This window comes from Streptomyces endophytica (assembly GCF_026153355.1).
Classification (GTDB): Bacteria; Actinomycetota; Actinomycetes; order Streptomycetales; family Streptomycetaceae; genus Streptomyces; species Streptomyces endophytica.
In genome coordinates, this window is the sequence record NZ_CP110636.1 from 6,821,472 (window position 1) to 6,845,447 (window position 23,976).

The 23,976-nt window shown below is 72.5% G+C and carries 18 protein-coding genes and 3 pseudogenes; 5 read left to right on the forward strand and 16 right to left on the reverse strand.

Annotated features, from left to right (window positions below; genetic code table 11):
* Positions 1 to 254 precede the first annotated feature (254 nt).
* Genes OJ254_RS30400 through OJ254_RS30415 form a run of 4 tightly spaced genes read right to left on the reverse strand, consistent with a single transcriptional unit; the run spans position 255 to position 2,497 of the window.
* A complete protein-coding gene (locus OJ254_RS30400; protein WP_261955191.1) occupies positions 255 to 614 on the reverse strand; it encodes a nucleotide pyrophosphohydrolase in 360 nt (119 codons plus the stop codon).
* Positions 611 to 910, reverse strand: coding sequence for a hypothetical protein (locus OJ254_RS30405; protein WP_265364943.1), 300 nt, complete (start codon positions 908 to 910; stop codon positions 611 to 613). The genes OJ254_RS30400 and OJ254_RS30405 overlap by 4 nt, the downstream gene beginning before the upstream one ends.
* Positions 847 to 2,052, reverse strand: coding sequence for a hypothetical protein (locus OJ254_RS30410; RefSeq protein WP_265364944.1), 1,206 nt, complete (start codon positions 2,050 to 2,052; stop codon positions 847 to 849). The genes OJ254_RS30405 and OJ254_RS30410 overlap by 64 nt, the downstream gene beginning before the upstream one ends.
* Positions 2,053 to 2,107: 55 nt before the next feature.
* On the reverse strand, positions 2,108 to 2,497 hold the full coding sequence (locus tag OJ254_RS30415; protein ID WP_265364945.1) for a cell division protein SepF: 390 nt from the start codon (positions 2,495 to 2,497) through the stop codon (positions 2,108 to 2,110).
* A 221-nt stretch (positions 2,498 to 2,718) separates the two neighbouring features.
* Here OJ254_RS30415 and corA point away from each other — a divergent pair, with 221 nt between their 5' ends.
* The gene (gene corA / locus OJ254_RS30420) at positions 2,719 to 3,876 is read left to right on the forward strand and encodes a magnesium/cobalt transporter CorA (RefSeq protein WP_265364946.1); all 1,158 of its coding nucleotides are present in this window, start codon (positions 2,719 to 2,721) and stop codon (positions 3,874 to 3,876) included.
* An 80-nt stretch (positions 3,877 to 3,956) separates the two neighbouring features.
* Entirely contained in the window at positions 3,957 to 4,691 is a 735-nt protein-coding gene (locus OJ254_RS30425) for an SMI1/KNR4 family protein (RefSeq protein WP_265364947.1), read from the forward strand.
* Positions 4,692 to 4,859: 168 nt separating this feature from the next.
* Here OJ254_RS30425 and OJ254_RS30430 read toward each other — a convergent pair.
* The 5 genes and pseudogenes from OJ254_RS30430 to OJ254_RS30450 all read right to left on the reverse strand — a co-directional run bounded on the left by OJ254_RS30430 (position 4,860) and on the right by OJ254_RS30450 (position 9,857).
* Positions 4,860 to 5,722: pseudogene (locus tag OJ254_RS30430) on the reverse strand (ABC transporter permease).
* Positions 5,682 to 6,731 carry an ATP-binding cassette domain-containing protein gene (locus OJ254_RS30435; RefSeq protein WP_265364948.1) on the reverse strand — a complete coding sequence of 350 codons (1,050 nt, stop codon included), beginning with the start codon at positions 6,729 to 6,731 and terminating at the stop codon, positions 5,682 to 5,684. The pseudogene OJ254_RS30430 and the gene OJ254_RS30435 overlap by 41 nt, the downstream one beginning before the upstream one ends.
* On the reverse strand, positions 6,731 to 7,183 hold the full coding sequence (locus tag OJ254_RS30440) for a MarR family winged helix-turn-helix transcriptional regulator (protein ID WP_265364949.1): 453 nt from the start codon (positions 7,181 to 7,183) through the stop codon (positions 6,731 to 6,733). The genes OJ254_RS30435 and OJ254_RS30440 overlap by 1 nt, the downstream gene beginning before the upstream one ends.
* A 254-nt stretch (positions 7,184 to 7,437) precedes the next feature.
* A pseudogene (locus tag OJ254_RS30445) lies at positions 7,438 to 8,906 on the reverse strand (PTS ascorbate transporter subunit IIC); the annotation flags it as partial.
* 144 nt (positions 8,907 to 9,050) lie between these two features.
* Entirely contained in the window at positions 9,051 to 9,857 is an 807-nt protein-coding gene (locus OJ254_RS30450; protein WP_265364950.1) for a PTS sugar transporter subunit IIAB, read from the reverse strand.
* A 588-nt stretch (positions 9,858 to 10,445) separates the two neighbouring features.
* Between OJ254_RS30450 and OJ254_RS30455 the strand changes: the two genes are divergently transcribed.
* Together OJ254_RS30455 and OJ254_RS30460 are read left to right on the forward strand one after the other, a co-directional pair.
* Entirely contained in the window at positions 10,446 to 11,378 is a 933-nt protein-coding gene (locus OJ254_RS30455; protein ID WP_265364951.1) for a hypothetical protein, read from the forward strand.
* Positions 11,379 to 11,465: 87 nt separating this feature from the next.
* A complete protein-coding gene (locus OJ254_RS30460; RefSeq protein ID WP_265364952.1) occupies positions 11,466 to 12,020 on the forward strand; it encodes a hypothetical protein in 555 nt (184 codons plus the stop codon).
* 887 nt (positions 12,021 to 12,907) lie between these two features.
* Here the strand turns inward: OJ254_RS30460 and OJ254_RS31295 are convergent.
* A pseudogene (locus OJ254_RS31295) lies at positions 12,908 to 13,332 on the reverse strand (MarR family winged helix-turn-helix transcriptional regulator).
* 320 nt (positions 13,333 to 13,652) lie between these two features.
* Between OJ254_RS31295 and OJ254_RS30470 the strand changes: the two are divergent.
* Positions 13,653 to 14,039 (forward strand): cupin domain-containing protein, encoded by a 387-nt coding sequence (locus tag OJ254_RS30470; RefSeq protein WP_265364953.1) that lies wholly within the window; start codon positions 13,653 to 13,655, stop codon positions 14,037 to 14,039.
* 153 nt (positions 14,040 to 14,192) lie between these two features.
* On the opposite strand, the gene OJ254_RS30475 is transcribed toward OJ254_RS30470, so the two are convergent.
* The 6 genes from OJ254_RS30475 to OJ254_RS30500 all read right to left on the reverse strand — a co-directional run bounded on the left by OJ254_RS30475 (position 14,193) and on the right by OJ254_RS30500 (position 23,972).
* On the reverse strand, positions 14,193 to 15,422 hold the full coding sequence (locus OJ254_RS30475) for a PP2C family protein-serine/threonine phosphatase (protein WP_265364954.1): 1,230 nt from the start codon (positions 15,420 to 15,422) through the stop codon (positions 14,193 to 14,195).
* Between the two features lie 245 nt (positions 15,423 to 15,667).
* Positions 15,668 to 16,483 (reverse strand): S-methyl-5'-thioadenosine phosphorylase, encoded by an 816-nt coding sequence (locus OJ254_RS30480; protein WP_265364955.1) that lies wholly within the window; start codon positions 16,481 to 16,483, stop codon positions 15,668 to 15,670.
* A 34-nt stretch (positions 16,484 to 16,517) separates the two neighbouring features.
* Positions 16,518 to 17,285, reverse strand: coding sequence for an acireductone synthase (gene mtnC, locus OJ254_RS30485; RefSeq protein WP_265364956.1), 768 nt, complete (start codon positions 17,283 to 17,285; stop codon positions 16,518 to 16,520).
* Positions 17,282 to 17,872: a 1,2-dihydroxy-3-keto-5-methylthiopentene dioxygenase gene (locus tag OJ254_RS30490; protein WP_265364957.1), complete on the reverse strand. Its 591-nt coding sequence runs from the start codon at positions 17,870 to 17,872 to the stop codon at positions 17,282 to 17,284. The genes mtnC and OJ254_RS30490 overlap by 4 nt, the downstream gene beginning before the upstream one ends.
* Positions 17,869 to 19,584: an S-methyl-5-thioribose-1-phosphate isomerase gene (gene mtnA, locus OJ254_RS30495; protein WP_265364958.1), complete on the reverse strand. Its 1,716-nt coding sequence runs from the start codon at positions 19,582 to 19,584 to the stop codon at positions 17,869 to 17,871. The genes OJ254_RS30490 and mtnA overlap by 4 nt, the downstream gene beginning before the upstream one ends.
* 164 nt (positions 19,585 to 19,748) lie before the next feature.
* Positions 19,749 to 23,972 carry a non-ribosomal peptide synthetase gene (locus OJ254_RS30500; RefSeq protein ID WP_265364959.1) on the reverse strand — a complete coding sequence of 1,408 codons (4,224 nt, stop codon included), beginning with the start codon at positions 23,970 to 23,972 and terminating at the stop codon, positions 19,749 to 19,751.
* Positions 23,973 to 23,976 lie beyond the last annotated feature (4 nt).

Consider the following 23,976-nt stretch of genomic DNA (forward strand, 5'->3'; position numbering starts at 1 on the left):
ACTACCCAGAGTGAGGGTCAACAGCCAAAAAAGCCAGGGGAATTCGCAAATCTGTGGACAACCAAGGCGCTGTGGATAGATCCATAACTCCGGAGAGTGACGAGAGTCCGATATGTGCGCGCCCCGCCCCCCTCGCGTCACATCACCCCCACCCGCCACACGATCGGCTCAGGGCACCAGAAAAGCCGACAATGACCGGAAAATTCAGCATCAGGGCGGCGCCCCGCTCCCGGACCCGCCGCCCCTCCCGCCTGCTACTCCTCGCCCTCCCGCGGCCGGTCCGGCGGGGCCTGCCGGACCGCCGGGAAGCGCGTTTCATTGCGTTCGATCTTCGCGGCCAGCGCCGCCAAGGCGTCGATCCCCAGCGCCTCGCAGAACTGCAGCAGATACGCCAGCACGTCCGCGACCTCGTCCTCGACCCGGCCGGCCACCCGCGGATCGGACATCACCTTCGCCGATTCCTCCGGGGTCAACCACTGGAAAATCTCGACGAGTTCCGCGGCCTCGACACTCAGCGCCGCGGCCAGGTTCTTGGGGGTGTGGTACTGCTGCCAGTCCCGCGCGGCCGCGAACTCGGCCAGTCGGCGCTGCAGCGCATGAAGATCCTCGCTCATGCTCCTAGGTGTAGCACCTGCACGCCGGGCAGTCCGTCGGCGACCGTGGGGTCCCGTACCGTGCCCAGCAGCCGGACGTGCCCGCGTTCCGCCATGCGCACGGCCAGCGAGACCAGCTCGCGCGCCTGCCTGCGGTCCATGCAGCGGTCCATGCCGTCGGCCATGACGGTCATCTGCTGTTGTGCCGAGGGGATCTCCCCGGCCGGATCCATGGCCAGGACGCCCGGCCCGGTCAGCAGCACCAGCGCCAGGGCGAGAAACCGCAGCTCACCGTCGCCGAGCTGCTCAATGGGCATCTCGCCGAGGGTGCCCCGGTCGACCACGGCCTGCAGGCGCCGTTCCGCCGCCGCTGCCTCCTGCACCGCCCGCTGAGCACCGGACGCGCTGCGTCCGCCGCCCGCCGGTGCCGACGGCGCCACCGGCGAAGGACTAGTGGCCGCCCGCTCCCCCGCCTGATCCGGGTGTCTCGGGACGGCGCGCAGTCCGTCGACCGGGCCGGCGCATGCCTCCCGTACTGCCGCGACCAGCACCGCGTGCCGCCGTGTGCACTCCTTGCTCGTCCGCTCCAATACGGCGGGCAGGTTGTCGCAGGAGGTCCGCAGCCGCCCTCGTCGTGCGCTCCCTCGGCGTCGCGGCCCCAGCGCCCGGCCTCGCCACCGTCCCCGGTCCCCTTGCGGGCCCGCGTGCCCCAGCTCCCGGCGGTCGTCGTGGTCGCCGCCCCTTTTGCCGAGGCCTTCCCCGTTCCCGCCTTCTTGGGCCTGATCCCCGTTCCGCCCGCACCTACGGCGCCGGCCACCGCGGCCGCCCTCGTCCCCCGCATGACCTCCGGCCGGGGATCGCAGACGAATGCCGAGCGCAGCGCGACCACGACCTGCTCGGCGGCGGCCAGGACGAGCCGCTGGCCCTCCGTCTTACCGGCGACGCGCAGCGGCAGCAGCGACGTGCCGAGAAGGTCGTCGGGCAGCGGGGCGCGGGTGACGGGGACCGCACCCGCGGTGTGCCAGGCCGCCTGGACCGCGGGACGCGCCGGGTCGGTGAGGGCGGTGGTCAGCAAGGTTTCACCGCCGCCGGTCAACCGCTCGCCGACGATGCGGAGTTCGGGCTCGGCCTGTACGGCGAGATCGAGGTCGACGGGGCCGGCCGGGCCGTCGACCGTGCAGCCGATGCGGAAGCCCCGTCTCCCCTGTTCGTCGGGGCGGGACCCCGCCGGCACACACGCCGATGCGCTGCCCGCGACGTCCCGTACTGCCCGGGCCAGGGACTCCCCACTTCCCAGGCGGGCGAGGATCTCGTACGCCTGCAGCGCACTGGATTTGCCGCTTCCGCTCTCGCCGCTCAACAGGGTCAGCGGGCCGAGCGGCAGGTTGATGCCGCGATGGGTCTTGAAGGCGGACAGCCGTAACTCGGTGACGGCCGGTCGCACACTGCCGGTATCCATAGGGGGACGCTATGCAGTGGCGCGACCGGAGAACCGTTCCGCCCGACCGCCCTTCCTACGAACGGGGGATGCCCCCCGTCACCGCCTCTGCGACCTCGGTGCCGACCGGCGCCAGAAGGAAGACGTTGGTGTCCACGCGGTGCATACCGCTGCCGAGTCCGAAGACGACACCACTGGAGAAGTCCAGGATGCGCTTGGCGACATCGGTGTCGGCGCTGCTGAGGTCCAGCAGGACCGGAATCTGAGCCATCAGGTACTCGGCGACCTCACGGGCATCCGCGAAGGTCTGGACGCGAATGACCATGAACCGCCGCTGCTCCTCGGCCGGTTCGTCCTCGGGGAGGGCGCGGTGGTCGGGCCAGGAGGGCCACTCACTACTGCCGCGGAGCGGGACGACCTCGGCGAGCCCTTCCCACTGTTCGTCGGTGGCATCGGGGCCGTTCACCGAATCACCTCGCCCGGAGGAGCAATGACTGTCTGCGGTATCTGCATCGCGCAATTCTAGGGATAAACACACAAAGCTCGCCGGACGCGACACACGCCGCGCCACGTCCCGTTCCATCCTGCACCATGGCCCCTGACCTGTGCTGACATCTGCGGCAGATATCCTGCGTCGAGATTCTGTGTGCCCGTTCATCCCCTCTTGTGACGGAGGTCGGTTCTGTCGTGAGCTCTGAACCTCCCGGCCGTCGGCCGCGTGCCCTGCGTGGCCTGCGCAAAACCGCGAAGAAGCGGGCCGCCGGGCCCCCGCCCGCCGAAGACGCGGACGGTTCCCACCAGCAGGAGCCGCCCGCCGAGAACGCCAGCAGCGTCATCACCGCCGCCCTGTATCGCGACGGACATCGCGTCAGCACCCACGACACACTCGCCGACGCGTTCCGGCAGCAGCGCGCCACTACGGACACCCTGGCCTGGATCGGTCTGCACCGCCCCACTCCCTCCGAACTGGTCACGCTTGCCTCGGAGTTCGACCTCCATCCGCTCGCCGTGGAAGACGCCCTGGAGGCTCATCAGCGCCCCAAACTGGAACGCTACGGCGGCACCCTGTTCGTCGTGCTGCGCGCCGCGCGCTATCTGGACGACGCCGAAGAAGTCGACTTCGGCGAGCTGCACCTGTTCGTCGGGCGGGACTTCGTCATCACCGTGCGGCACGGGGGCGCACCGGACCTCACAGCCGTGCGCCGCCGCATGGAGGACGCCCCGGAGCTGCTCAAGCGCGGCCCGGAGGCGGTGCTCTACGCGATCCTGGACGCGGTCGTCGACGGCTATGAGCCGGTCGTCGCCGGGGTGCAGACCGACATCGACGAGATCGAGACCGAGGTGTTCGGCGGCGACCCGCGGGTCTCCCGCCGCATTTACGAACTCTCCCGGGAGGTCGTGGAGTTCCAGCGCGCGACCCGTCCGCTGAACGGCATCCTGGAGAGCCTGACCGCGGGCTTCGAGAAGTACGCGATCGACGAGGAGCTACGGCGCTATCTGCGTGACGTGGCGGACCACGTGATGCACACGACGGAGCGGGTGGACGGCTTCCGGCAGGCACTCCAGGACATCCTCACCGTCAACGCCACCCTGGTGAACCAGCAGCAGAACGCCGAGATGCGGGCCCTGGCCGAGGCCGGTTTCGAGCAGAACGAGGAGGTCAAGAAGATCTCGTCGTGGGCGGCGATCCTGTTCGCGCCGACGCTGGTCGGGACGATCTACGGCATGAACTTCCAGAACATGCCGGAGCTGCACTGGTCGTTCGGATATCCCTTCGCCATCGGGCTGATGGTGGTGGTGTGCGTGAGTCTGTACTTCATTTTCAAGCGGCGGGACTGGCTCTGAGACGTGCCGCGGGCCCGGCCCACCGTCGCGGCGTCGGCTGCGCGGCGGGCGTTGTCAGTGGTGCCTCGTACCTTGGGAACATGACTGAGCAGACATGGGCGGGGGTCCGCGAGCGGGTGCTGCGGCTGCGCTCGGCACCGGGCGCGGAGCGGGTATTCGGGTACCACGGGCATGGCTTCGCCCTGGCCGATCCGCTCACGGCGGACGAACTGGCGGACGCTGAGCGCTGGTTGGGAGTGCGTCTGCCTGATGCGTACCGGGAGTTCCTGCGGGAGGTGGGCGCGGGTGGGGCGGGCCCGGCCTACGGCGTCTTTCCTCTACGCAGGGCGGCGGGCGGCGGTTGGGAGTGGGTGGGCGACGGGGGCAATCTGACGACCCCCGCCCGATTGACCGAGCCGTTTCCCCTGGCCGGTCCCGATGCCGAGCTGCTCGACGCGTTGGAGGCGGAGCGGCCCGACGAGGCCGACTTCGAGAGTGCGGAGGAGTACGAAGAGGCGGAAGAGGCCTGGTGGGACCGGTGGGAGACGCTGATGTGGTCCGACGACCGCACCGTCGGGGCGATATGCCTGTGCCACATCGGGTGTGCCGAGCGCCGGTGGTTGGTGGTGAGCGGGCCGGAACGGGGACGGATATGGGCGGACGCCCGCTGCGACGGCATCGACATGCAGCCCCTGCGCCTGGGGACGGACGAGGGCACGCCGGCCACGTTCCGGAGTTGGTACCTGGCGTGGCTGGAGCAGGCCGAGCGTACGGCGGCGGACGCCGCGCGTGCGGCTGAGGGAGCGGCGACGGACGGGGCTGCGATGGCGGGATGAACGGCGGCCGGCCGGCGGGGCATGACCGGTGGGACACGGTGTGCGCACGGGTGCCGGGTGTCCGGCGCCGGATGCCGACCACATGGCCGGCGGAACACGGTGCGCGCACGGGTGCCCGGCGCGGGATGCCGGCCCGCATGACCGACGGGCCTGATGGCGGCGAGGTGGTCAGCGGGCCAAGCGGCCCAGGAGGGAGGAGGCAGCGGCGATGCCGGCTACGGCGGCCGCGACGAGTACGGCGTAGTCCAGCGCGAGATGGGCGTGGGTGCCGAGGAGGAGGCCGCGGAGGGCATCGACCTGATAGCTCAACGGATTCATCTTGCTGACCGTCTGGAGCCAGCCAGGCATGATCGCCACCGGATACAGCGCATTGGAGGCGAAGAAGAGCGGCATGGTGATGGCCTGGCCGATGCCCATCAGGCGGTCGCGGGTGAGCACGATGCCGGCGATGGTCATCGACAGGCAGGAGAAGAAGGCCGAGCCGAGCGCCACCGCCACGACCACACCGAGGAGCCGTAGCGGGTTCCAGGTCATGGCCACACCCAGCAGTGCGGCGATGACGATCACCACTACGGCCTGGACCAGCGCCTTCACCCCGGCGGCAAACGCCTTGCCGGCGATCAGGGCGGCGCGTGGGGTCGGGGTGACCAGCAGCTTGGTGAGGATGCCGGCGTCCCGCTCCCAGATGATCATGATGCCGTAGAAGATCGCGATGAACATGGCCGACTGGGCGATGATGCCGGGCGCGAGATAGTCGATGTAGGGGGTGCCGCCGGTGGGGATCGCCTTGATGCGGGTGAAGGTCTCCCGAAGACGAGGAGCCAGAGGGCGGGCTGGACGGCGCGGGTGTACAGCTCGGTCCGGTCGTGCCGCAGCTTCTGCAGTTCGACCACGCACATCGCGAGGACCCGGGCGGGCAGCACCCGCCATCCGGTACGGGCGCGCGGCGGGGCGAGCAGCAGGTCCAGCTGCCCGGGGCCGTGACGGACGTCAGCCGACGCGGTGGGCGGTGCGGCGGGTGCTTCGGACATCGCGGAAGTCTCCTGACTGCTCGTCGAGGCCGCTGCCGGCGACGTCCCGGAAGACGTCCTCCAGCGTCGGAGCGGCATCGGACGAGCGCGACGGGGCCGCTGAGGAGGGCGGGGAGGAGGAGAGCGGTGAAGCGGAGAAGTGGGGGTGTGAGGTCGGGACCGGGTGCGAGTGGGCCGATGTGCCCGTCGTGGCCGGGGCGGGGGCTGCCCGGCGGCGGGTGCGGAGGGCGGACTTGAGGTCGTCCGGTGTGCCGAGGGCGCGGATCCGGCCGTGGTGCATCAGGGCGACACGGTCGCAGTACTGGTCGGCCTCGTCCATGTAGTGGGTGGTCACGAGGACGGTCATGCCGGTGGCGTCCCGTACCGCGTTGATGTGGTCCCAGACGCTGGTACGGGCGATCGGGTCGAGACCGATCGTCGGCTCGTCGAGCATCAGCAGACGGGGCGCGCTGACCAGTGCCTGAGCGAGTTCGAGGCGACGGATCATGCCGCCCGAGTACGTCTTGGCGAGACGGCCGGCCGCCTCGGTGAGGCCGACCGCCGCCAGTGCCTGGTCGACGCGTGCGGCGCGTTCGCGGCGGGAGACATCGAAGACCCGGGCGAAGAGGGTGACGTTCTCGCGGCCGGTCAGGCCGGCGTCGGCGGACAGCTGCTGGGGGACGTACCCGAGCAGCCGGCGGACCGCCATCCGCTCCTTGGCCGCGTCGTGCCCGAATACCCGCACCATGCCGGCCGGGACGGGCAGGAGGGTGGTGATGCAGCGGATCGCGGTGGTCTTCCCGGCGCCGTTGGGCCCGAGCAGGCCGAAGACCTCGCCGGCACGTACGGAGAGGTCGACCCCGTCGACGGCCCGGGTCTCGCCGAAGGCGTAGCGCAGGCCGCGGCAGAGCACGGCGTCGGACGCGTTCGGGGCGGCCGCGGAGCCCGGCGCACCGGTGCGTGGTGCGCCGCCGAGGGTCGCGTCGGCGGCCTCCCCGCAGATCTCCTCGGGGGTCTCGTCGGGAGTCATCAGCCCTCCGCCTCCTCATGCAGGTTGTGGGCGAGTCTGCGTAGTGCCGGGAGGGCCGCGGCCAGGGCGGCCTGGTCGGCGTCGGACAGCTGGGCCACCTGTTGGCGGACGAGGGCGCTGCGGCGGACTTCCCAGTCGTTCAGCCGTGTGCAGGCGGCGGGGGTGGGGAACAGCAGGGCCGAGCGGCGGTCGTCCGGCGCGGTCTCCCGGCGGAGGTAGCCGGTCCGGCTGAGCCGGTTGACGAGGGTGGAGACGGAGTTGCCGGCGAGATAGAGCTCCTTCGCGGCGGCCGAGACGCGGATGCCGGGGCGGGCCACGACCAGACGCAGGAGTTCCACCTCGGCGCCGCGCAACGGGGGCGCGGTGAGGCCGGCCCGCAGGCGGCGCCGGATCAGCCGTTGGACTCCGGCCAGGACGTCGGCGAGCGCATCGGGGAACTCCCCCATGGCCATGCCTCAATTTTAGCTCTGAGTGCGAGCTAGCGGAGGGGTCGCGTGGCCGGGCTGCGGCGCCTTACCCCCGGCCAGAGCACCCGCCCCCGGTGCTGCCCCGGAGGAGGCGGAGCGCCCCGCTGCCGTTCAGCCGGACTCCGGGGACGGGGACGGGGCGGAGGCGGGGTCGGGGCGCCTGCGGGCGGGGCGATCTTTCCGTAGACACGGGACGCCGCTGCCGCCGGGTCCGTGCCGGACGGCTCCGGGGAGGTCCGCCCGGATGCCGTGCTGGGCGGCAGGGCGGTGTCGCGAGCGGCACCCGGGTCCCAGCCGGTGTCCACGACACGCTTCTGGAAGAGGATCGCGGCCCCAGCAGCACACCGCCGATCACCAGCGTCAGCACGACGCCCCCGATGGCCCCCGACTTGGCCGCATTGCCGATCAAGGTGCCGAACCACCCGAAGTCGGCGTCGCCGAAGGTCGTGTTCTCCTTGCCGAACGCCCCCAGCACCTTGAGCAGCAGCGCCGGCAGGAAGGTGATCAGGAGGCCGTTGAGGAAGGCACCCACGACCGCCCCGCGCCGCCCACCGGTCGCGTTGCCGTAGACGCCGGCCGCGCCGCCCGTGAAGAAGTGCGGTACGAGTCCCGGCAGAACCAGTGCGAGGCCGAACGCCGGGTGGAACGCCCAGGTGAGCACGCCGAGGCCGGCCAGTCCGCCGACGAAGCTGGCGAGGAAGCCGATCAGCACGGCGTTCTGCGCGTACGGGAAGACGATGGGCGCGTCCAGTGCCGGCACCGCGCCGGGCACGAGCCGGCCCGCGATGCCCTGGAAGGCGGGGACCAGCTCGGCCAGGATCGTGCGCACTCCGAAGAGGATCACCGCGACCGCGATGCCGAACTGCAGGCCCTGCATGACGGAGTGCATGACGTAGTTGCCGAGGTCGGCGGCCGGGCTGCCGCCGCCGGCCGCGAACGCTTTGAAGGCCGTGGCCCGGCCCGCCTTGGCCAGGTAGACCAGCGACATGATGACGTAGATCAGCACCATGGACAGCGCGGTGGCCACCATGGAGTCGCGCAGGAAGCGCAGGCCCTCGGGGAGCTTCATGTCCTCGGTGCTGCGGCTGCGCTTGCCGACGAACTGGCCGGCAGCACCGGAGAGGACGTAACCGGCGGTGCCGAAGTGGCCGATGGCGATGCTGTTGCTACCGGTGACGCGCTTGGTCCAGGGGTGGGCGAAGGCCGGCAGCGCTACCAGGAGGATGCCGAGCAGCACTCCTCCTACGAGGACCACGAGCACGGAGGTCTGGCCGGAGGTGGCCAGGACCATGGTCAGCAGCGTGGCCATGAAGAGGATGTGGTGGCCGGTCAGGAAGACGTAGCGCAGGGGCGTGAAGCGGGCCAGGAGCAGGGCGACGGCGAAGCCGAGGATCATCAGCCAGGCGACCCGGGCGCCGAACTTCGCCTGGGCGATGCCGACGATGGCCTCGTTGGTGGGGATCACGCCGTGCGCGCCGGTCGCGCCCTGGATCATGCCGCCCAGTGGACCGAGCGCGCTGACGACCAGACCGGCACCCGCCCCGATCAGCAGGAAGCCGAGCGTCGCCTTGATGGCGCCGCCGACGATCTGCCCGGCGGACTTCTTGAGCGCGATGAGGCCCGCGGCGGTGATCAGGCCGATGAGGTACGCGGGTTGGCTGAGGATCTCGTTCACGAGGAACGTGGCGAGGGATATGAGCCCGTGCATGGTGCGGTCCGTCCTCCTGTGGCTGACTGGGGTGGAGGGGGTGGGGTGGGAAGGGGTGGTGGTGGGGTGGGATGAAGGTGGGGGGCGTCCTCAGCCGTGGGCGGGGAGGGGCGGGCGGCTTTGGGGCGGGCGGATCGGGGCGGCTCAGACGTCGTACGTATCGCGAAGTACGCGGTCGACCTCGCGGCCGCTGGTGAAGTCCTCGACGACCCTGACCGGTACGCCGACGTCGCCCAGCGTCCTGGCGATCTCCCGGGAGGTGAGGATCGCCACGGCCTCGGACGCCTTGCCCCGGGCCGAAATGGTGTCGGTTGCCTCGACCGTCACATGCCGGGTCCATCCCCAGCGGTCGAGCACCTGCTCCAGGGTGTTCTTGAGGAAGAGACTGGTGCCGACGCCGTTGCCGCATACGGTGAGGATCTTGTGGACGGACGGGCCACGGGAAGGCTCTTGGCCTCGCTTCTCCGGTGCCGCTCCCTCACCCGGCACCGCCGGAAGGGCAGTTGATTCCGCCAGCACCGTATGCAGCGCCTCTGGATCGGCCGCATCCTGGAGGGCCTGTGCCGTTGCCGGGTCGGCCAGGAGCTTCGCGAGGGCGGCCAGCGCTGCCGTGTGCGCGTCGGCGTCCTGAGCGGCGAGGCCCACGACCAACGTCACCGGATCGTTCGTCTCGTGCCCGAACTCCACCGGCCGGGACAGCCGGACCCAGGAAAGCCCCGTCCTGAGGACGGCGGGTGAGGGGCGGGCATGGGCGAAGGCGAAACCGGGGGCGAGGACGATGTAGGGGCCGTTCTCCTCGACGTTACGGATCATCTCGGCGGTGTACGCGTCGGTCGTGGCCCCCGTCTCCACCAGCAATCCGCCAACCGTCCGGATGGCTTCCTGCCAGTCCGCGGCCTGAACGTCCAGGCGCACAGCGGCAAGGGGGAGAAGATCACTCAGCGCTGCCATGGCAGCGGACTCTACCTACGCACCGGTGGCTGCGCACGGGTGCGGAAGCAGAAATTCCGGCGAGCGAGGAAGTTATCCACAGCCCGGACGGGCAACCTTGACAGTCAACTCGGGCCGGAGAAGCCTTAGTTCTGGATCCGGTTCCTTTCGACAGTTGCCGGAAGTACGGATAGTCCGGGGGTTCCGGGGGTTCCGGGGGTCCAGGGGGCTCGAGGGATTTGCGGGACTTGGGGGAAGGAAGACGAACGCAGGGGGCGCTGGGGCTCTGGGGGCAGCGAAGGGATTCCAGGATTCCGGGGGCTGAGGATCCTGAGTCTGAGAGTTCCTGGGTCTGAGGGCTCCGGGGTCTAAGGGTTCTGACGGTTCTGCGGAGTTCCATCAGACACCGAGCAATCCGGCAATACAGCACTTCAGCAATACAGAGGGATACAAGCGGAATTGGGGGCCCGGGGCACCGGGAAACCGGGGGACTCAGGGGGATCAGGGGGAATCATGAACAGATACATGTGGGTGCGGCGTACGCCGTCTCTGTGGGGCGGGTCAGGGGCACGGGCGCGGATGCGCCGTGGGGTCGCGCTCGGAGCGGCGGTGCTCGCTCTCTCGCTCCCGCTGTCGGCCTGTTCGTCGGGCGAGGGAAGCGAGGCCGGTGGATCGAATGGGGTGAGTGGATCCGGTGGTTCGTCGGCGGCCGATTCGGCGTCGTCGCCCAGCCCCTCCCCCACTCCGAGCGTCGACCCGCAGTCCTACCGTCACGCCCTCGCCAACGCCCTGGGCCCGCTCAACGGCGCCCTTCGCGCGGTCGACCGGGCGCAAGAAGGAGGATCGCTGAACCGGGCGCTGGACTCGGCAGCCAGCAAGGCCGAGGCGGCCGCGGACGCCCTGGAGACCACCCGGACGCCGGAGAACGCCACCACGGGCAACAGTCAATTCGCCACCGCGCTGCGGGCCTTGGGACAGGACCTCAGGAGCGCACGCGGGAGTGGCGGTCGGTGTGCCGACTCGCCGCGCGTGACGCTCAGTACGGCGGAGAGCCCGAAGAGCGTGAGAGAGGCGAGCCGCGCGCTCACGAGCCTGGGCTACGAGGCCACGCTACGGCTGCCACGTACGGAAAAGGCGCAACACCGGCGGCTGGCCAATGGCGCGCTCATACGTGACAGCAGCCGGGGCGGGTTGGGCCGGCTGACGGTGAGGAACGGTACGAGCAGCGATGCCGTGGTGACGTTGACCCGAGGCGCGCGGACGGCCTTCTCCGTCTACATACGTAAGGGGTCCGACACCACCATACGTAGCGTCAACAGCGGTTCGTACACCGTGTACTTCACTACCGGAGAGGACTGGAACAGCCGGAAGAGTTCCTTCACCCGCGAGTGCAGCTTCGAGAAGTTCGACGACAAGGCGAATTTCCGGACCGTCCAGGTTTCCGGTGGGACTCAGTACACGGTGCTGACGTTCACCTTGAACAAGGTGATTGGCGGCAATGCGACCACGAGCACGGTGCCGCCGGGCGAGTTCCCGTCGTAAGGGTTCGGTCGGCGGCGGCGGGCAAGAGCGGAAGGTGGGTGCCGGGCGGCCGCTGGGCTGCGACGATGGCTGGGTATTGTGCGTCGGGTGGGCGACAGCAGCTGGTGGACTCTGGCAATCGCGGCGGTAACCGGTGGCACGGCGGTGCTGGCCAGTTGGGTCACCAGCCGTGGCAGCGCGCAGGCGGCGCGCATCCAGGCAGAGATCGCCGCTCGCTCGCAAAGCGCCGAGCGGCTGCGTGAGAGCCGGCGCACCGCGTACCTGGAGCTGATTGAACAGACCCACCGCATGGGCGAGTTGTACTGGGAGATCTCTGCGACACTGCGGCTGCCCGGCTCGGACGACCGGACGGCGACGCTGACTGAGCTGCATGACAGGGAGGTGGCCGAGTACGCCAAGATCCGTCGCTGCACGCGTGTCGTCGAACTGGAGGGCCCGCCGTCGGCCGCAGCCGCGGCGCTGTCGCTCCAGAAGGCGACGGGCCCGTTCTACGCGGCCGTCAAACAGGAGCTGGCCGGTGAGGGCGACGGCTGTGATGCGTTCGACGTCGCCTACCGCCCGTTCTGGGCGGCCCTGGAGAACTTCGTGGACGCGGCCCGTGACGCGCACCAGAGGGCTGAGGCTTCGGGAGCAGACGCTTAGCGGCGGAAGCGGAAGCGGAAGCGAACGCGGACACGGATACGTGCGGAAGTGGACGCGGGCACGCGCGGAAGCGGACACGGACGCTCGCGAGGGGCACGCCTGGGGCGGTGCTCCTGGGGGCCGGAGGGGTGCTCCGATAGGGGTGCTCCCGGAGGGGGCCTCCCGGTACGGTCCGGGGGCGCTCGGAGCGACCTGGCGTGGGTTGATGGTGGGTTGGTGGCTTGGTGGGCTGATGGGTTGATTGGGGGGTGGGGGCGGAGGGGAGGGGGCCGGGGGGGAGGCCCCCGCCCCGTGGGCGTCGCAGGGCGCCCGCCCTTGTAGGTATCGCGGGGCCCGCCCCATCCCCCGTGGGTGTCGCGCATCCCCGCCGTGGGTGTTGCAGGGGCCTCGCCGCGGGAGGGGGCCGGTCGTCTCGCCGTAGACGCCCTCAACCCGTGCACGTCATGGCCCGCCGCCCCTTCGCCGTGAGCCCGCCGCTGTGCCCCGTGGGACCCGCCACCGGCTTCGTAGCGCCCACATCCTGCCGCAGGGCCGTCTTCCCATGGAGCACCACCCGCCCCGTGGGACCCGCTGCTTCCCCCGTGGGACCCGTCCCCGCAAGGCTCGTCGCCCTGCTGCTCGGGCCCGGTCATCCCCCATGGCGCACGCCTCCCGCCCCGTAGGCCTCGCCACCCCGCCCCCATAGGGCTCGCCACCCCGCCATCGTCAGGCTCGCCAACCTGCCCCGGGGCCCGTCGCCCCACCCTGTAGAGCCCGCCCTCACCCTGCCCGTGGGCCCGTCGCCCCACCCCGTAGAGCCCGCCGTCACCCTGCCCCGTGGGCCCGTCGTCCCCTCTCCGGGGACTGCCCGCGCCCTATGGGTGTGGCGTTTGGCGTGACCTCGGGGGTCACCAGACCGGGCGGAGGGGTGGGAGGGGGTGTGGGGGTGCAAGGCGCGGATGAGGTTGGCCAGTTCGGTGCGTAGCGGGGCGAGGTCTTGTTGGTCGGTGCTGCGGGCGGCTTCGGCTTCTACGTCGTGGAGGATGCGGCCGGCCACTGCCAGGTGCTGGTGTGCCGCGTCGGTGAGGACGACCAGTTTGCGTCGGCCGCCGGCCGGGTGGGGTTGCCGGCGTACGTAGCCGCGCTTTTCCAAGTCGTCGACGATCTGGCCGGCGGCCTGTTTGGTGACGCCCAGCCGTTCGGCGAGTTCGCTGCTGGTGGCGCCGTGGCTGCGCAGGACCTGGAAGGCCATGCCGTGGACGGGGCGGAGGTCCGGATAGCCGGCCTCGGCCACGCGGCCGGTGAATTCTCCGAGTAGGAGCTGGAAGGCCATGCCGAGGAGGAAGGTCAGCTCGACGTCGGGGAGTTGGTCGTTGGGGAGTTGGTCGCTGGGGAGCTGGTTGTCGGGGGGCGGCGTGGGTGCGGTACCGGGGGCGTCGTTGGCGGGCGTCTTCCTGTCGGAGTTGGCGTTGGCGGGGTCGGAGTGGGGGGTGTGGGGGGTGTGGGGGGTGGGTTCTTGATTGCGGGGCACAGAGTCATGGTGACACAGGCGAGTCAAGCTGCTTTACTTGCCTCTCGGAAGAGCGAGTAAAGCAGCTTTACTTGCCGTCCGTCGGTCTGAGATGTCGTTGGTTTTGAGGGGATGTTATGGACGTGAACCTGTTTGCGTGTGTGGTTACGCCGTCGGCCGAGGACGTCATCACCACGCCTGCCGCCGCCATGACCGGGCTTGCCGCGCCGAGTCGGGGCAGTGCCGAACTGAGCACCTGGCAGGTGCGGATGGAGCCCGGGAGTGCCGGACCGGAGCATGTGATCGACCGGGAGCAGGTGTGGATGCTGACCGCCGGATCGATCGAGGTGACGGCCGGCGGGCGCACCGAGACGGTGGCTGCGGGGCAGACCGTGGTGGTTCCCGCCGGCGTGCTGCGGCAGTTCCGTACGGGCGGGGAGCCGGCGGAGGCTCTGGTGGCCATGTCCGCCTCGGGGCGGGCGTCCGTGCCGGGAGGCGGGGAGAGCCGGCCGTTGCCGTGGGCGGAGTGATCCGGGTGGCGGGAGACGGCGGCAGACGCCCACACCCGGACGCGCCTGGTCGCTCCCGGACACGCCCCGGCCCCTCCTCCCCCTCCCCCTCGGCTTCCCTCTTGGCTTCTCCCCTCGGCTTCCCCCACCCCAGCCCCTCCCCCCACCCGGCCGTTACTGCGCCCCCTGCGGCGCGATCGCCAGGATGGCCACGTCGTCGTGGAAGATCCGGGTGTGCCGGGGCAGGTCCGTGTTGAGGAAGTCGACGACATCGGCGGGGCCGGGGGCGGGGCGGCCGGTGAAGTGGTGGCGGAGCCGGTCGAGGAGGGGGTAGAAGGCGCCGTCGTGGTCGCGGGCCTCGATCAGGCCGTCGGTGCACAGGAGCAGGACGTCGCCGGGGGCGAAGCGGTGGGTGTAGGCGGTGGGCGTCACGTCGGCGAGGGCGCCCAGGCCGAGCGGGAGGGCGGGCGGTCCGAGGAGGGGGGTCACCTCGCCGTCGGAGATCAGCACGGGTTCGATGTGGCCGTGGTTGACGATCGTCACCTCGCCGGCCACCGCGTCGTACTCGACCAGGGCGGCGGTGACGAAGAGTTCGTCGTCGCGCAGCTCGGCGGCCTCGCGGGCCATCCGGCGTTCCATCCGGTCCGCGACGCTCAGCAGGTCGCCCTGGTCGTAGGCGGCCTCGCGGAAGCTGCCGAGGATGTCGGCGACGGTACGGACGGCCTTCAGGCCCTTGCCGCGGACGTCGCCGATGATGGCGCGTTCGCACGTCTCCGTGGCGCGGATGTCGTAGAGGTCGCCGCCGACCATGGTGCCGATTTCGCCCGAGCGGTAGAGGCCGGCCGCGAGCACGTGCCCGACCCGGTGCGGGACCGGCCGGAGCAGGGTGCGCATCAGGGCTTCGGCCACCGAGTGGGCGCGGACCAGAGACCGCTCCTGGCGCCGGCGGTGGGCGGCCAGCGCGACGCCGAGGAGGCCGACGAGGGCGGTGGCGATGTAGGCGGCGACGTGGTGGTTCTCCCAGAGCTGGTGGATGTTGTGGCCGGTGCAGCAGGGGGTGCCGGCGATCACGCCTTCCAGGGCGAGGGTGAAGACGGTGACCGCGGCGACGCTGAAGGGACCGAGGGTGTAGGCGGCGACCACGGGGAGGGCGATGAGCAGGAAGCTGACCGCCCATTCCGTGGGGGTGACGGTTTCCAGCAGCAGGACCATCGCGACGTAGGCGACCGGCAGCCAGCGCATCCAGGCCGGCGGGCGGGGGACCTCGAAGCCGCTGTTCTCCACGACCGCCGCGCGCCGGGGGGCCGGCTGGCCGCGGCCCGGCCGGCGATCGCCGCGGATCCGTTCCATGACCGGCCGGGGCGTCCCGTCCGGCCCCGAACCGTCCATCCCCGACCTGTCCACCGCGGGCTCCTGACACGACCGTGAGCACGGTTCTGCGACCGTGCTCAAGGCCCTTCAGCGTCGCGTGCCCGGACGGCCCGGCCCGGCCATTACGCCACCTGCGGCATGTCACACACGACTGTCACACACGACTGTCGGACATGACCTGTCGGACACGGCCCTGTCGGACACCGCCTGTCGGACACGGCCTGTCGGACACGGCCCCCTGGTGGGCGGGGCGGTCGGGCCGGTCCGTGGCCCGCCCGTCAGGGCAGTTCGAACGGCAGCTCCAGGCCCGCGAGGGTGGCGGCGCAGCCGCAGGTGCGTTCCTTGGGGAGGCGGTCGAGGGTTTCCAGGACGAGGGCGCGCAGCCGCTCGGTGTTCTGGGCGAAGACCTTGAAGACCTCTTCCTGGGAAACGCTCTGGTGGGCGTCGATGCCCGCATCGTGGTCGGTGACCAGGGCCACGGCGGTGTAGCAGACGGCGAGTTCGCGGGCGAGCACCGCTTCGGGGTGGCCGGTCATGTTGACCAGTGACCAGCCGGCCGCGGCGTACCACTGGGATTCGGCGCGGGTGGAGAACCGGGGCCCCTGGATGACGACCATGGTGCCGCCGTCGGTGGCCTCGGTGCCGGTGGCGGCGGCCGCTTCCAGGACCGCTTCCCGGCCGTGCGCGCAGTACGGGTCGGCGAACGAGACGTGGACCGCGCCCCGCTCGTAGTAGGTCTGTGCGCGGCCGCTCGTGCGGTCCACGAGCTGGTCGGGGACGACGACGGTGCCGGGGCCCAGTTCGGGGCGGAGCGAGCCGACCGCGCAGGGGGCGAGGATCTGGCGGACGCCCAGGGAGCGCAGCGCCCACAGGTTGGCGCGGTAGTTGATGCCGTGCGGGGGTACGGCGTGGCCGCGGCCGTGGCGGGGCAGGAAGGCGACGCGGCGGCCGCCGATCTCGCTGAGGGTGATCGCGTCGGAGGGCTCGCCGTAGGGGGTGTCGACGGTGATCCGTTCGGCGTCGGCGAGGAGTTCGTAGAAGCCGCTGCCGCCGATGACGGCGAGTTCGGCGGCGGGGGTGGCGGTGGTGGTCATGTGTCCTGTCTCGGTGGGTGGGCCGGGAGGTGGCTCAGGCGGCCGGGGGTGGCGGTGCGGGCGGAAGGTGGTGCAGCCCGGTGAGGTCGCCGTGGACGGGGTGGCCTGCGACGGACCGGCCGCGGGGGTCGTCCGGGCGGCGGACCGCCGCGGTCTGCCAGCCGGCCGCGGCCGCGGCGTCCAGTTCCTCGCGGACGTCGCTGAGGAAGAGCGTGTGTCCGGGCGGGACGGCCAGGGTGCGGCTGATGGTGCGGTAGGAGTCCGGTTCGCGTTTGGGTCCGGCGGTGGTCAGGTCGAAGTATCCGTCGATCAGGCCGGTCAGGTCGCCGTGGTTGCTGTGGGCGAACCAGTCGTGCTGGGCGGCCACCGAACCGGAGGAGTAGATGTGGCGGGCGATGCCGGCCGTCCGCCAGCGGGCGAGCGCCTCGGGGACGTCGTCGTAGACGTGGCCGTGCAGGGTGCCGTCGGCGTAGCCGGCCGCCCAGATCTCGCCCTGGAGGGCCTTGAGCGGGGCGGCCTTGACGTCGGCGTCGGCCCAGGCGTGCAGGGCTTCGGCGGCGCCCGCCTCGTCGAGGTCGGGGGCGTGGGTCTCGGTGCGCACACCGTCGAGGATCGCGGTCCAGCGGGGCTCGCCGCGGTGGTCGGCGAGCCAGCCGGCGATCCGCTTGCGGGCGTACGGGAAGAGCACGGTGTGGACGTGGTCGGCGGAGCCGGTGGTGCCTTCGATGTCGAGGACGACGGCGCGGACGGGGGCGCCGACCGGGGTGCGGGGCGGGGTGCCGGGGAGGGGCCGGTCGGTCACGGGGCCGCCGGTGCGGGCGTGCCGACGAGGGCGTCGAGGGTGGGGAAGGAGCGGGCGAGCGGGTCACCGGTGAAGTCGCCGACCCAGCCGTCCTCCTCCTCGAAGAAGCGGATGGCGGTGAAGTCGGGGCGGGTGCCCATGTCGAACCAGTGGCGGGTGCCGGCCGGTACGGAGAGCAGGTCGCCCGCCTCGCAGACCGTGGCGAGGACCTGGCCGTCGAGGTGGAGGTAGAAGCAGCCCCTGCCGTGGGCGAAGAAGCGGACCTCGTTCTCGGCGTGGCGGTGTTCCTCCAGGAAGGTGGTGCGGGCCTTGGCGGCCTGCTCGGCCCAGGCGGGGTCGTCGCTGGGGTGCAGGCGTGCCACGTCGACGAGGCGGAAGCCCTCGCGGGCGCTGAGTTCGTCGACCTCGGCGCAGTAGCGTTCGAGGATCTCGTCGCTGTCGTCCTGGGGCGTGACCGGGCCGCGGACCGGCCAGTGGCGCAGTTCGACGCCGTGGCCGGCGAGGGTCTTGGCGATGACGGTGGTGTCGGTGGTGCGCAGCAGCACGGTTTCCGGTGCGTCGTCCGGCATCAGCTGAAGGAGCGTCATGCGGGGTTTCCTTCCGGTGTCGGGGCGGGCCGGGCCGGCCAGTTGCCGTCGTCGAGCAGGACGAGCCGGCAGATCGCCTCCAGGCACTCCAGCCGGTTGCGGGCCTGGGCCAGATCCCGGCCCCAGACGGTGATGCCGTGGTCGGCGATGAGCAGCGCGGGCGGTGCCTCCGGCCGGTCCCGGAGGTGGTCGGCCACCTCGGTGGCTATCCTCCCGACATCCGCGTGGTTGGGGAAGACGGGCACTTCGGTGGCCGACGGGTCGGCCAGGCCGAGGCCCTTGAGGAGTTCGAAGGCGCGGAGCGGGAGCGGGGCCGGGCCGGTGCCGGCGGCGGTGGTCTCGCGGGCCCAGCGGCCGGCCACCGCGGTGGTGTGGGGGGCGTGGACGTGGATCACGGCGCGGGCGTCGGTGGTGCGGTAGACGGCCGCGTGGACGGCGGTCTCGGCGGACGGCCGGGGGCCGTCGGAGGCGAGCGGGTCGGCGGTCTCGGCATGCACGGCGACCAGGTCACGGTCCGTCAGTTCGCCCTTGTCCCGGCCGCTGGCGGTGATCAGCGCGGTCTTGGGGTCGGTGGCGGAGCGGACCGAGATGTTGCCGGAGGTGCCGGGCATCCAGTCCCGTGCGTACAGCGCCCGGGACATGGCGGCGACCTCGGCGGCGAGTTGCCCGTCGTCGGGGAGGTCGGCGCCGGGAGGGGGTGCGGCCGCCTCGCGCGGGCGCTGCACCCGGCTCTCGGAGACGATCGCGGTGATCAGCTCGCCCGGGGTGACGTCGAAGGCGGGGTTGAAGACGGCGGTGCCGGCCGGTGCGACCGGGGTGCCGGCGAACTCGGTGACCTCGGCCGCGGCGCGTTGCTCGATGGTGATGCCGGCGCCGGTGGGCAGGGCGGGATCGCGGGTGGATTCGGGGGCGATGACGAGGAAGGGCACCTGGCTGCGGTCGGCGGCGACCGCGAGGCCGTAGGTCCCTATCTTGTTCGCGACGTCGCCGTTGACGGCTATCCGGTCGGCGCCGACCAGGACGCAGTCGACCAGGCCGGTGGCGATCGCGGCGGCGGCCGCGGAGTCGACGCACACCCGGTGCGGCACGCCCGCCTCGCGCAGTTCCCAGGCGGTGAGCCGGGCGCCCTGGAGCAGCGGGCGGGTCTCGTCGACGAGGACCTCGGCGACCCGGCCGCGGGTGGCGAGTTCGAGGATGACGCCGAGGGCGGTGCCGATCGCGGTGGTGGCCAGGCGGCCGGTGTTGCAGTGGGTGAGCAGGCGCAGCGGGCGGTCCGGGAGCAGGTCGTCGAGGAGGTCCGCGGCGCGCCGGACCATCGCGCCGTTCACCTCGGCGTCCTCGCGCAGCATGGCCAGGCCCTCGTCGAGGACGGCCCGGTGGCCCTCGCCGATCCGGGCCAGGACCCGGTGGACGGCCCATTCGAGGTTGACCGCGGTGGGGCGGGCGGCGGCCAGCCGTCGGGCGTCGGCGCGGACGGCCGGTTCGTCCAGGCTGCCGTCGGGGCGGCGGTGGCGCTGTGCGGAGAGGGCCACGCCGAGGGCGCCGGCCAGGCCGATGGCCGGGGCGCCGCGGACGGCGAGGGTGGTGATGGCCTCGATGGTCTCGTCGACCGTGCGCAGCCGCAGTTGCCGGTGGGTGTGCGGCAGGACGCGCTGGTCGGTGGTGACGATGGCGCCGTCTTCCCAGTACAGGGAGGGCTGGTGTGCGTTCACGGGCCTGTCACCGCCTCCGCAGGGGCCGGATTTCCTTGGGGCAAACGGTAGTTGGGCCGCGTGGCGGCGGTATTGCCGGGGTGTTTCCGCGGTCCGGTCTCCGTGGGGCGTCGGCGGCGGGGCATGCTCCTCCTTGCGGCGGGTGGGCGGGGCCGTGGAACGGGTCAGTCCGGTGGGGCCGCCGCCTTGAGTGCGGCCTCGACGACCGGGCCGACCTCGGGCATGGCCGCGGCGGTGACGATGCCGGTGTGGTCGGCGCGGACCGCGACGGTGTCCACCCGGCCGTCGAGGAGCGGCTGCCAGTTCTCCGAGGCGGGTCCCGCGGGGTGGCGGCCGGCGGCCGCGTCGAAGCACAGCACGGATCCGCCGTAGCGGCCCGGCCGGTGTTCGGCCAGTGCCCGGACGTTGTGCCGGGCGACCTCGACGAGCCGGCCGACGGTCCGTTCGTCGAGGGAGCCGAGGGCGCTGCCGGCGGCCCGCAGCGCGTTGTGCAGGGCGGCGGCCGGGGGCAGATCGGCGCCGTCCGGCGGCTCCGCGGTGATGCCGTCCAGGGCGAGCGGCACCAGGGTCCGCGGGTCGAGGGTGGTGCCCCAGCCGAGGACGTCGCCGGGGTAGGCGTCGAGCAGGACCAGCAGGGCGGGCGGTTCGCCCTGTGCTGCCAGGTCGGCGGCGATCTGCTGGGCGACGGTGCCGCCGAACGACCAGCCGGCGAGGACGTACGGGCCGTGCGGGCGCAGGGCGCGGATCCGGGCGAGGTAGCCGGTGGCGAGGTCGGTGACGGTGCGCGGGCCGGGGTCGCCGCCGGTGAGCCGGGGGTCCTGGAGGGCGTGCACCGGGTGGCCGGCCGGGACGTGCCGCAGCAGCGGGGCGTAGGACCAGCTCAGGCCGTTGGCGGCGGGGATCAGGAAGACCGGGGGGAGGTCGCCGTCGGCGCGGAGGGTGAGCACCTCGCCGAGGTCGGTGCCGGTGCCGCCGGTGGCCGGCAGGGCGCTCAGTGCGGCCACGGTGGGGGCCCGGAAGAGGTCCTGGACGCCGAGTTCCACGCCGAGCACCGAGCGGATCCGGTGGACCAGGCGGGTGGCGAGCAGGGAGTGCCCGCCGAGTTCGAAGAAGCCGTCGTCGATGCCGACCGGGGGCAGGCCGAGGACCTCGCCGAAGAGGCGGCAGAGCACGACCTCGCGGGGGCCGCGCGGGGCCCGGCCGTGTGCGGCCGCGGCGAACCGCGGGGCGGGCAGTGCCCGGCGGTCGAGTTTGCCGTTGGGGGTCAGCGGGAGGGCGTCCAGGGTGAGGAGCGCGGCGGGCACCATGTAGTCGGGCAGCCGCTCGGCGAGTCGGTCGCGCAGGGCGGCGGGGTCGGGGGCGGGCCGGTCCGGTTCCGGCACGACGTAGCCGGCCAGGAGTTTCTCGCCGGCGGGGTCGGTGCGGACGGTGACGGTGGCCTGGCCGACGCCGGGCAGGGCGGCGAGCGCCGCCTCGACCTCGGCCGGTTCGATCCGGTAGCCGCGGATCTTGACCTGGTCGTCGGCGCGGCCGAGGAAGAACAGCCGGCCTTCGGTGTCCCGGCGGACGAGGTCGCCGGTGCGGTACATCCGCTCGCCGGGGGCGCCGTACGGGCAGGCCACGAAGCGTTCGGCGGTCAGGGCTGCGCGGCCGGTGTAGCCGCGGGCCAGGCCCGCGCCGGACAGGTACAGCTCGCCCACGACGCCGGCGGGGACCGGGCGGAGCGCCTCGTCCAGGACGTGGGCCCGGGTGTTGTCCATCGGGCGGCCCAACGGGACGGGTCCGTCGGCGCGTTCACCGGGCTGCCAGGACGTCTGGGTGACGCACAGGGTGGTCTCGGTCGGGCCGTACAGCGCGCGGACGGCGGTGTCGGGGCAGGCGGCCAGGACCCGGGCGACGGCCTGCCCGGAGACCGCGTCGCCGCCGGTCAGCACCTCGCGGACGGGGGCGAAGCAGTGCGCGTGGTCCTCGGCGACGGTGCGGAACAGCCCGGCGGTCAGGTGGACGTGGGTGATCTGGTGCCGGGTGATCAGCCGGGTCAGGGACGGTCCGTCGAGGGCGCCCGGCGCTGCGACGACCACGCAGCCACCGTTGAGCAGCGTCACCCAGATCTCGTACGTGGACGCGTCGAAGGCGTGCGGGGCGTGGAAGAGCACCCGGTCGCCGGGGCCGAGGCCCCAGCAGGAGTCGCGGGCCAGGTCGAGGACGCCCTGGTGGGTGGTGCCGATGCCCTTGCGCTCGCCGGTCGAGCCGGAGGTGTACATCACGTAGGCGAGGTGGTCGGGGTGCGGGGCGGGCGGTGCGGTGGGCCGGCCGCGGTCCGCCGTGCGGCGGGTCCCGGGGGTCAGGACGGTGTGCCCCGCGGCCGCCGGGTGGTCCCGGAGCGCTGGGTCGGCGAGCAGCACCGGGCTGCCGGCCGCCGCCAGGGCCGCCCGGAGCCGGGCTTCCGGGTGGGTGGGCTGCAGCGGCAGGTAGGCCGCGCCGGCCTTCAGGACGGCGAGCTGGGCCACCAGGAGGTCGGCGGACCGTTCCATGAGCAGCGGGACGGCGGTGTCGGGGGTCACTCCGGAGCGGATCAGTTCGCGCGCCAACTGCTCTGCCCGGTAGGCGAGTTCGGCGTAGGTCAGGGCGGTGTCGCCGTGGACCACGGCGGGGGCGTCGGGTGCGGCGGCGGCCCGGGCGTCGAAGGCCTCGACGACGGTGCCGGGTGCGGACGGCCGGACGGTGCCCTGCCAGCCGCGGGTGACCTGGTCGTGTTCGGTGGCGGAGAGCAGGTCGAGGGCGCCGATGCGCTGCCGCGGGTCGGCCGCGGCCCGGTCGAGCAGCCGGAGCAGCCGCTCGCCCAGGGCCCTCGCGGTGGGTTCGTCGAAGAGGGCGGTGCGGTAGATGAGGGTGAGTTCCAGCAGGTCCTGGTCGGGCCGCTCGTCGAAGGCGAACTCCAGGTCGAACTTGGCCCCTTGGGCCTGTGCGCGGTCCGTGACGCAGGTCGCGCCGGGCAGTTCCAGACCGAGGTCGCCGCCGTAGGCCCAGGAGAGCATCACCTGGAACAGCGGGTGCCGGGAGAGCGAGCGGGGCGGCTGGAGTTCCTCGACGAGCCGGTCGAAGGGCAGGTCCTGGTGGCTGAAGGCCGCGAGGTCGGTGTCCCGTACCCGGGCCAGCAGGTCGCCGAAGGCGGGGTCGCCGGAGGTGTCGGTGCGCAGCACCAGCGTGTTGACGAAGAAGCCGATCAGTTCGTCGAGGGTGTCGTCGGTGCGGCCGGACACGACGGTGCCCAGCGGGATGTCGGTGCCCGCGCCCGTCCGGGTCAGCAGGGCGGCCAACGCGGCCTGGGTGACCATGAGTTCGGTGGCGTGGCCGGTCCGGGCGAGGTGCCGGATGCCGGCGCGGGTGGTGGCGTCGACAGGGAGGCGCAGGGTGCCGTGGGCGGTGCCGGCCCGGGCCGGGCGGGGGCGGTCGGCGGGCAGCGGCAGTTCCTCGGGCAGGTCGCGCAGCGCGGTGCGCCAGTGGGCCAGTCCGCGGGCGACCGGGGAGCCGGGCACGGACTCCTCGTCGAGTGCGGCGCGCTGCCGGAGCGCGAAGTCCGCGTACTGGACGGGCAGCGGCTCCCAGTCGGGTGCCCGGCCGTGCAGCCGGGCGGCGTACGCGGCGGACAGGTCGCGGCCGAGCCGGCTCACCGACCAGCCGTCGCAGGCGATGTGGTGCAGCGCGAGGACGAGCACCCACTGGTCGGGCGCGGACCGCAGCAGCGCGGCGTGCAGCGGGAGTTCGGCGGTGAGGTCGAAGACGTGGGCGCTGGCGGCGGCCACCGCGGCGGACAGGGTGTCCGGGGTGTGGTCGGTCACCGGCAGGTCGATGCGCACCTCGTCGGCGGGCAGTACTCGTTGGGTCGGCTCGCCCTCCCGCTCGCCGTAGAGGGTCCGCAGCGCCTCGTGGCGGGTGACGACGTCGCCGAGCGCGGCGGCCAGTGCGCGGTGGTCGAGGGTGCCGGTGATCCGGGTGACGACCGGGATGTTGTAGGTGGCGCCGGGGCCGGCGAGCCGGTCGAGGAACCACAGGCCGCGCTGGCCGGAGGAGAGCGGTACGGATTCCGGGCGGGGCGTCACCCGGGTCACGGGGTGGGGCGCGGGGTCGTCGGCGGCGAGGTGGGCGGCGAGCTTGGCGACCGTCTGGGCGCCGAACAGCGCCCGCACCCCGATCTTGACGCCGAGCACCGCCCGGATCCGGTTGATCAGCCGGACGGCGAGCATGGAGGTCCCGCCCAGCGCGAAGAAGTTGTCGTCGGGCGTCACGTCGGGGGCGTCGAGGACCTCCGCGAACAGACCGCGCAGGATCTCCTCGCGGGCGCCGCGCGGACCGTGCGGTGCGGTGGCGGTGCCGTCCAGTGTCATCGGG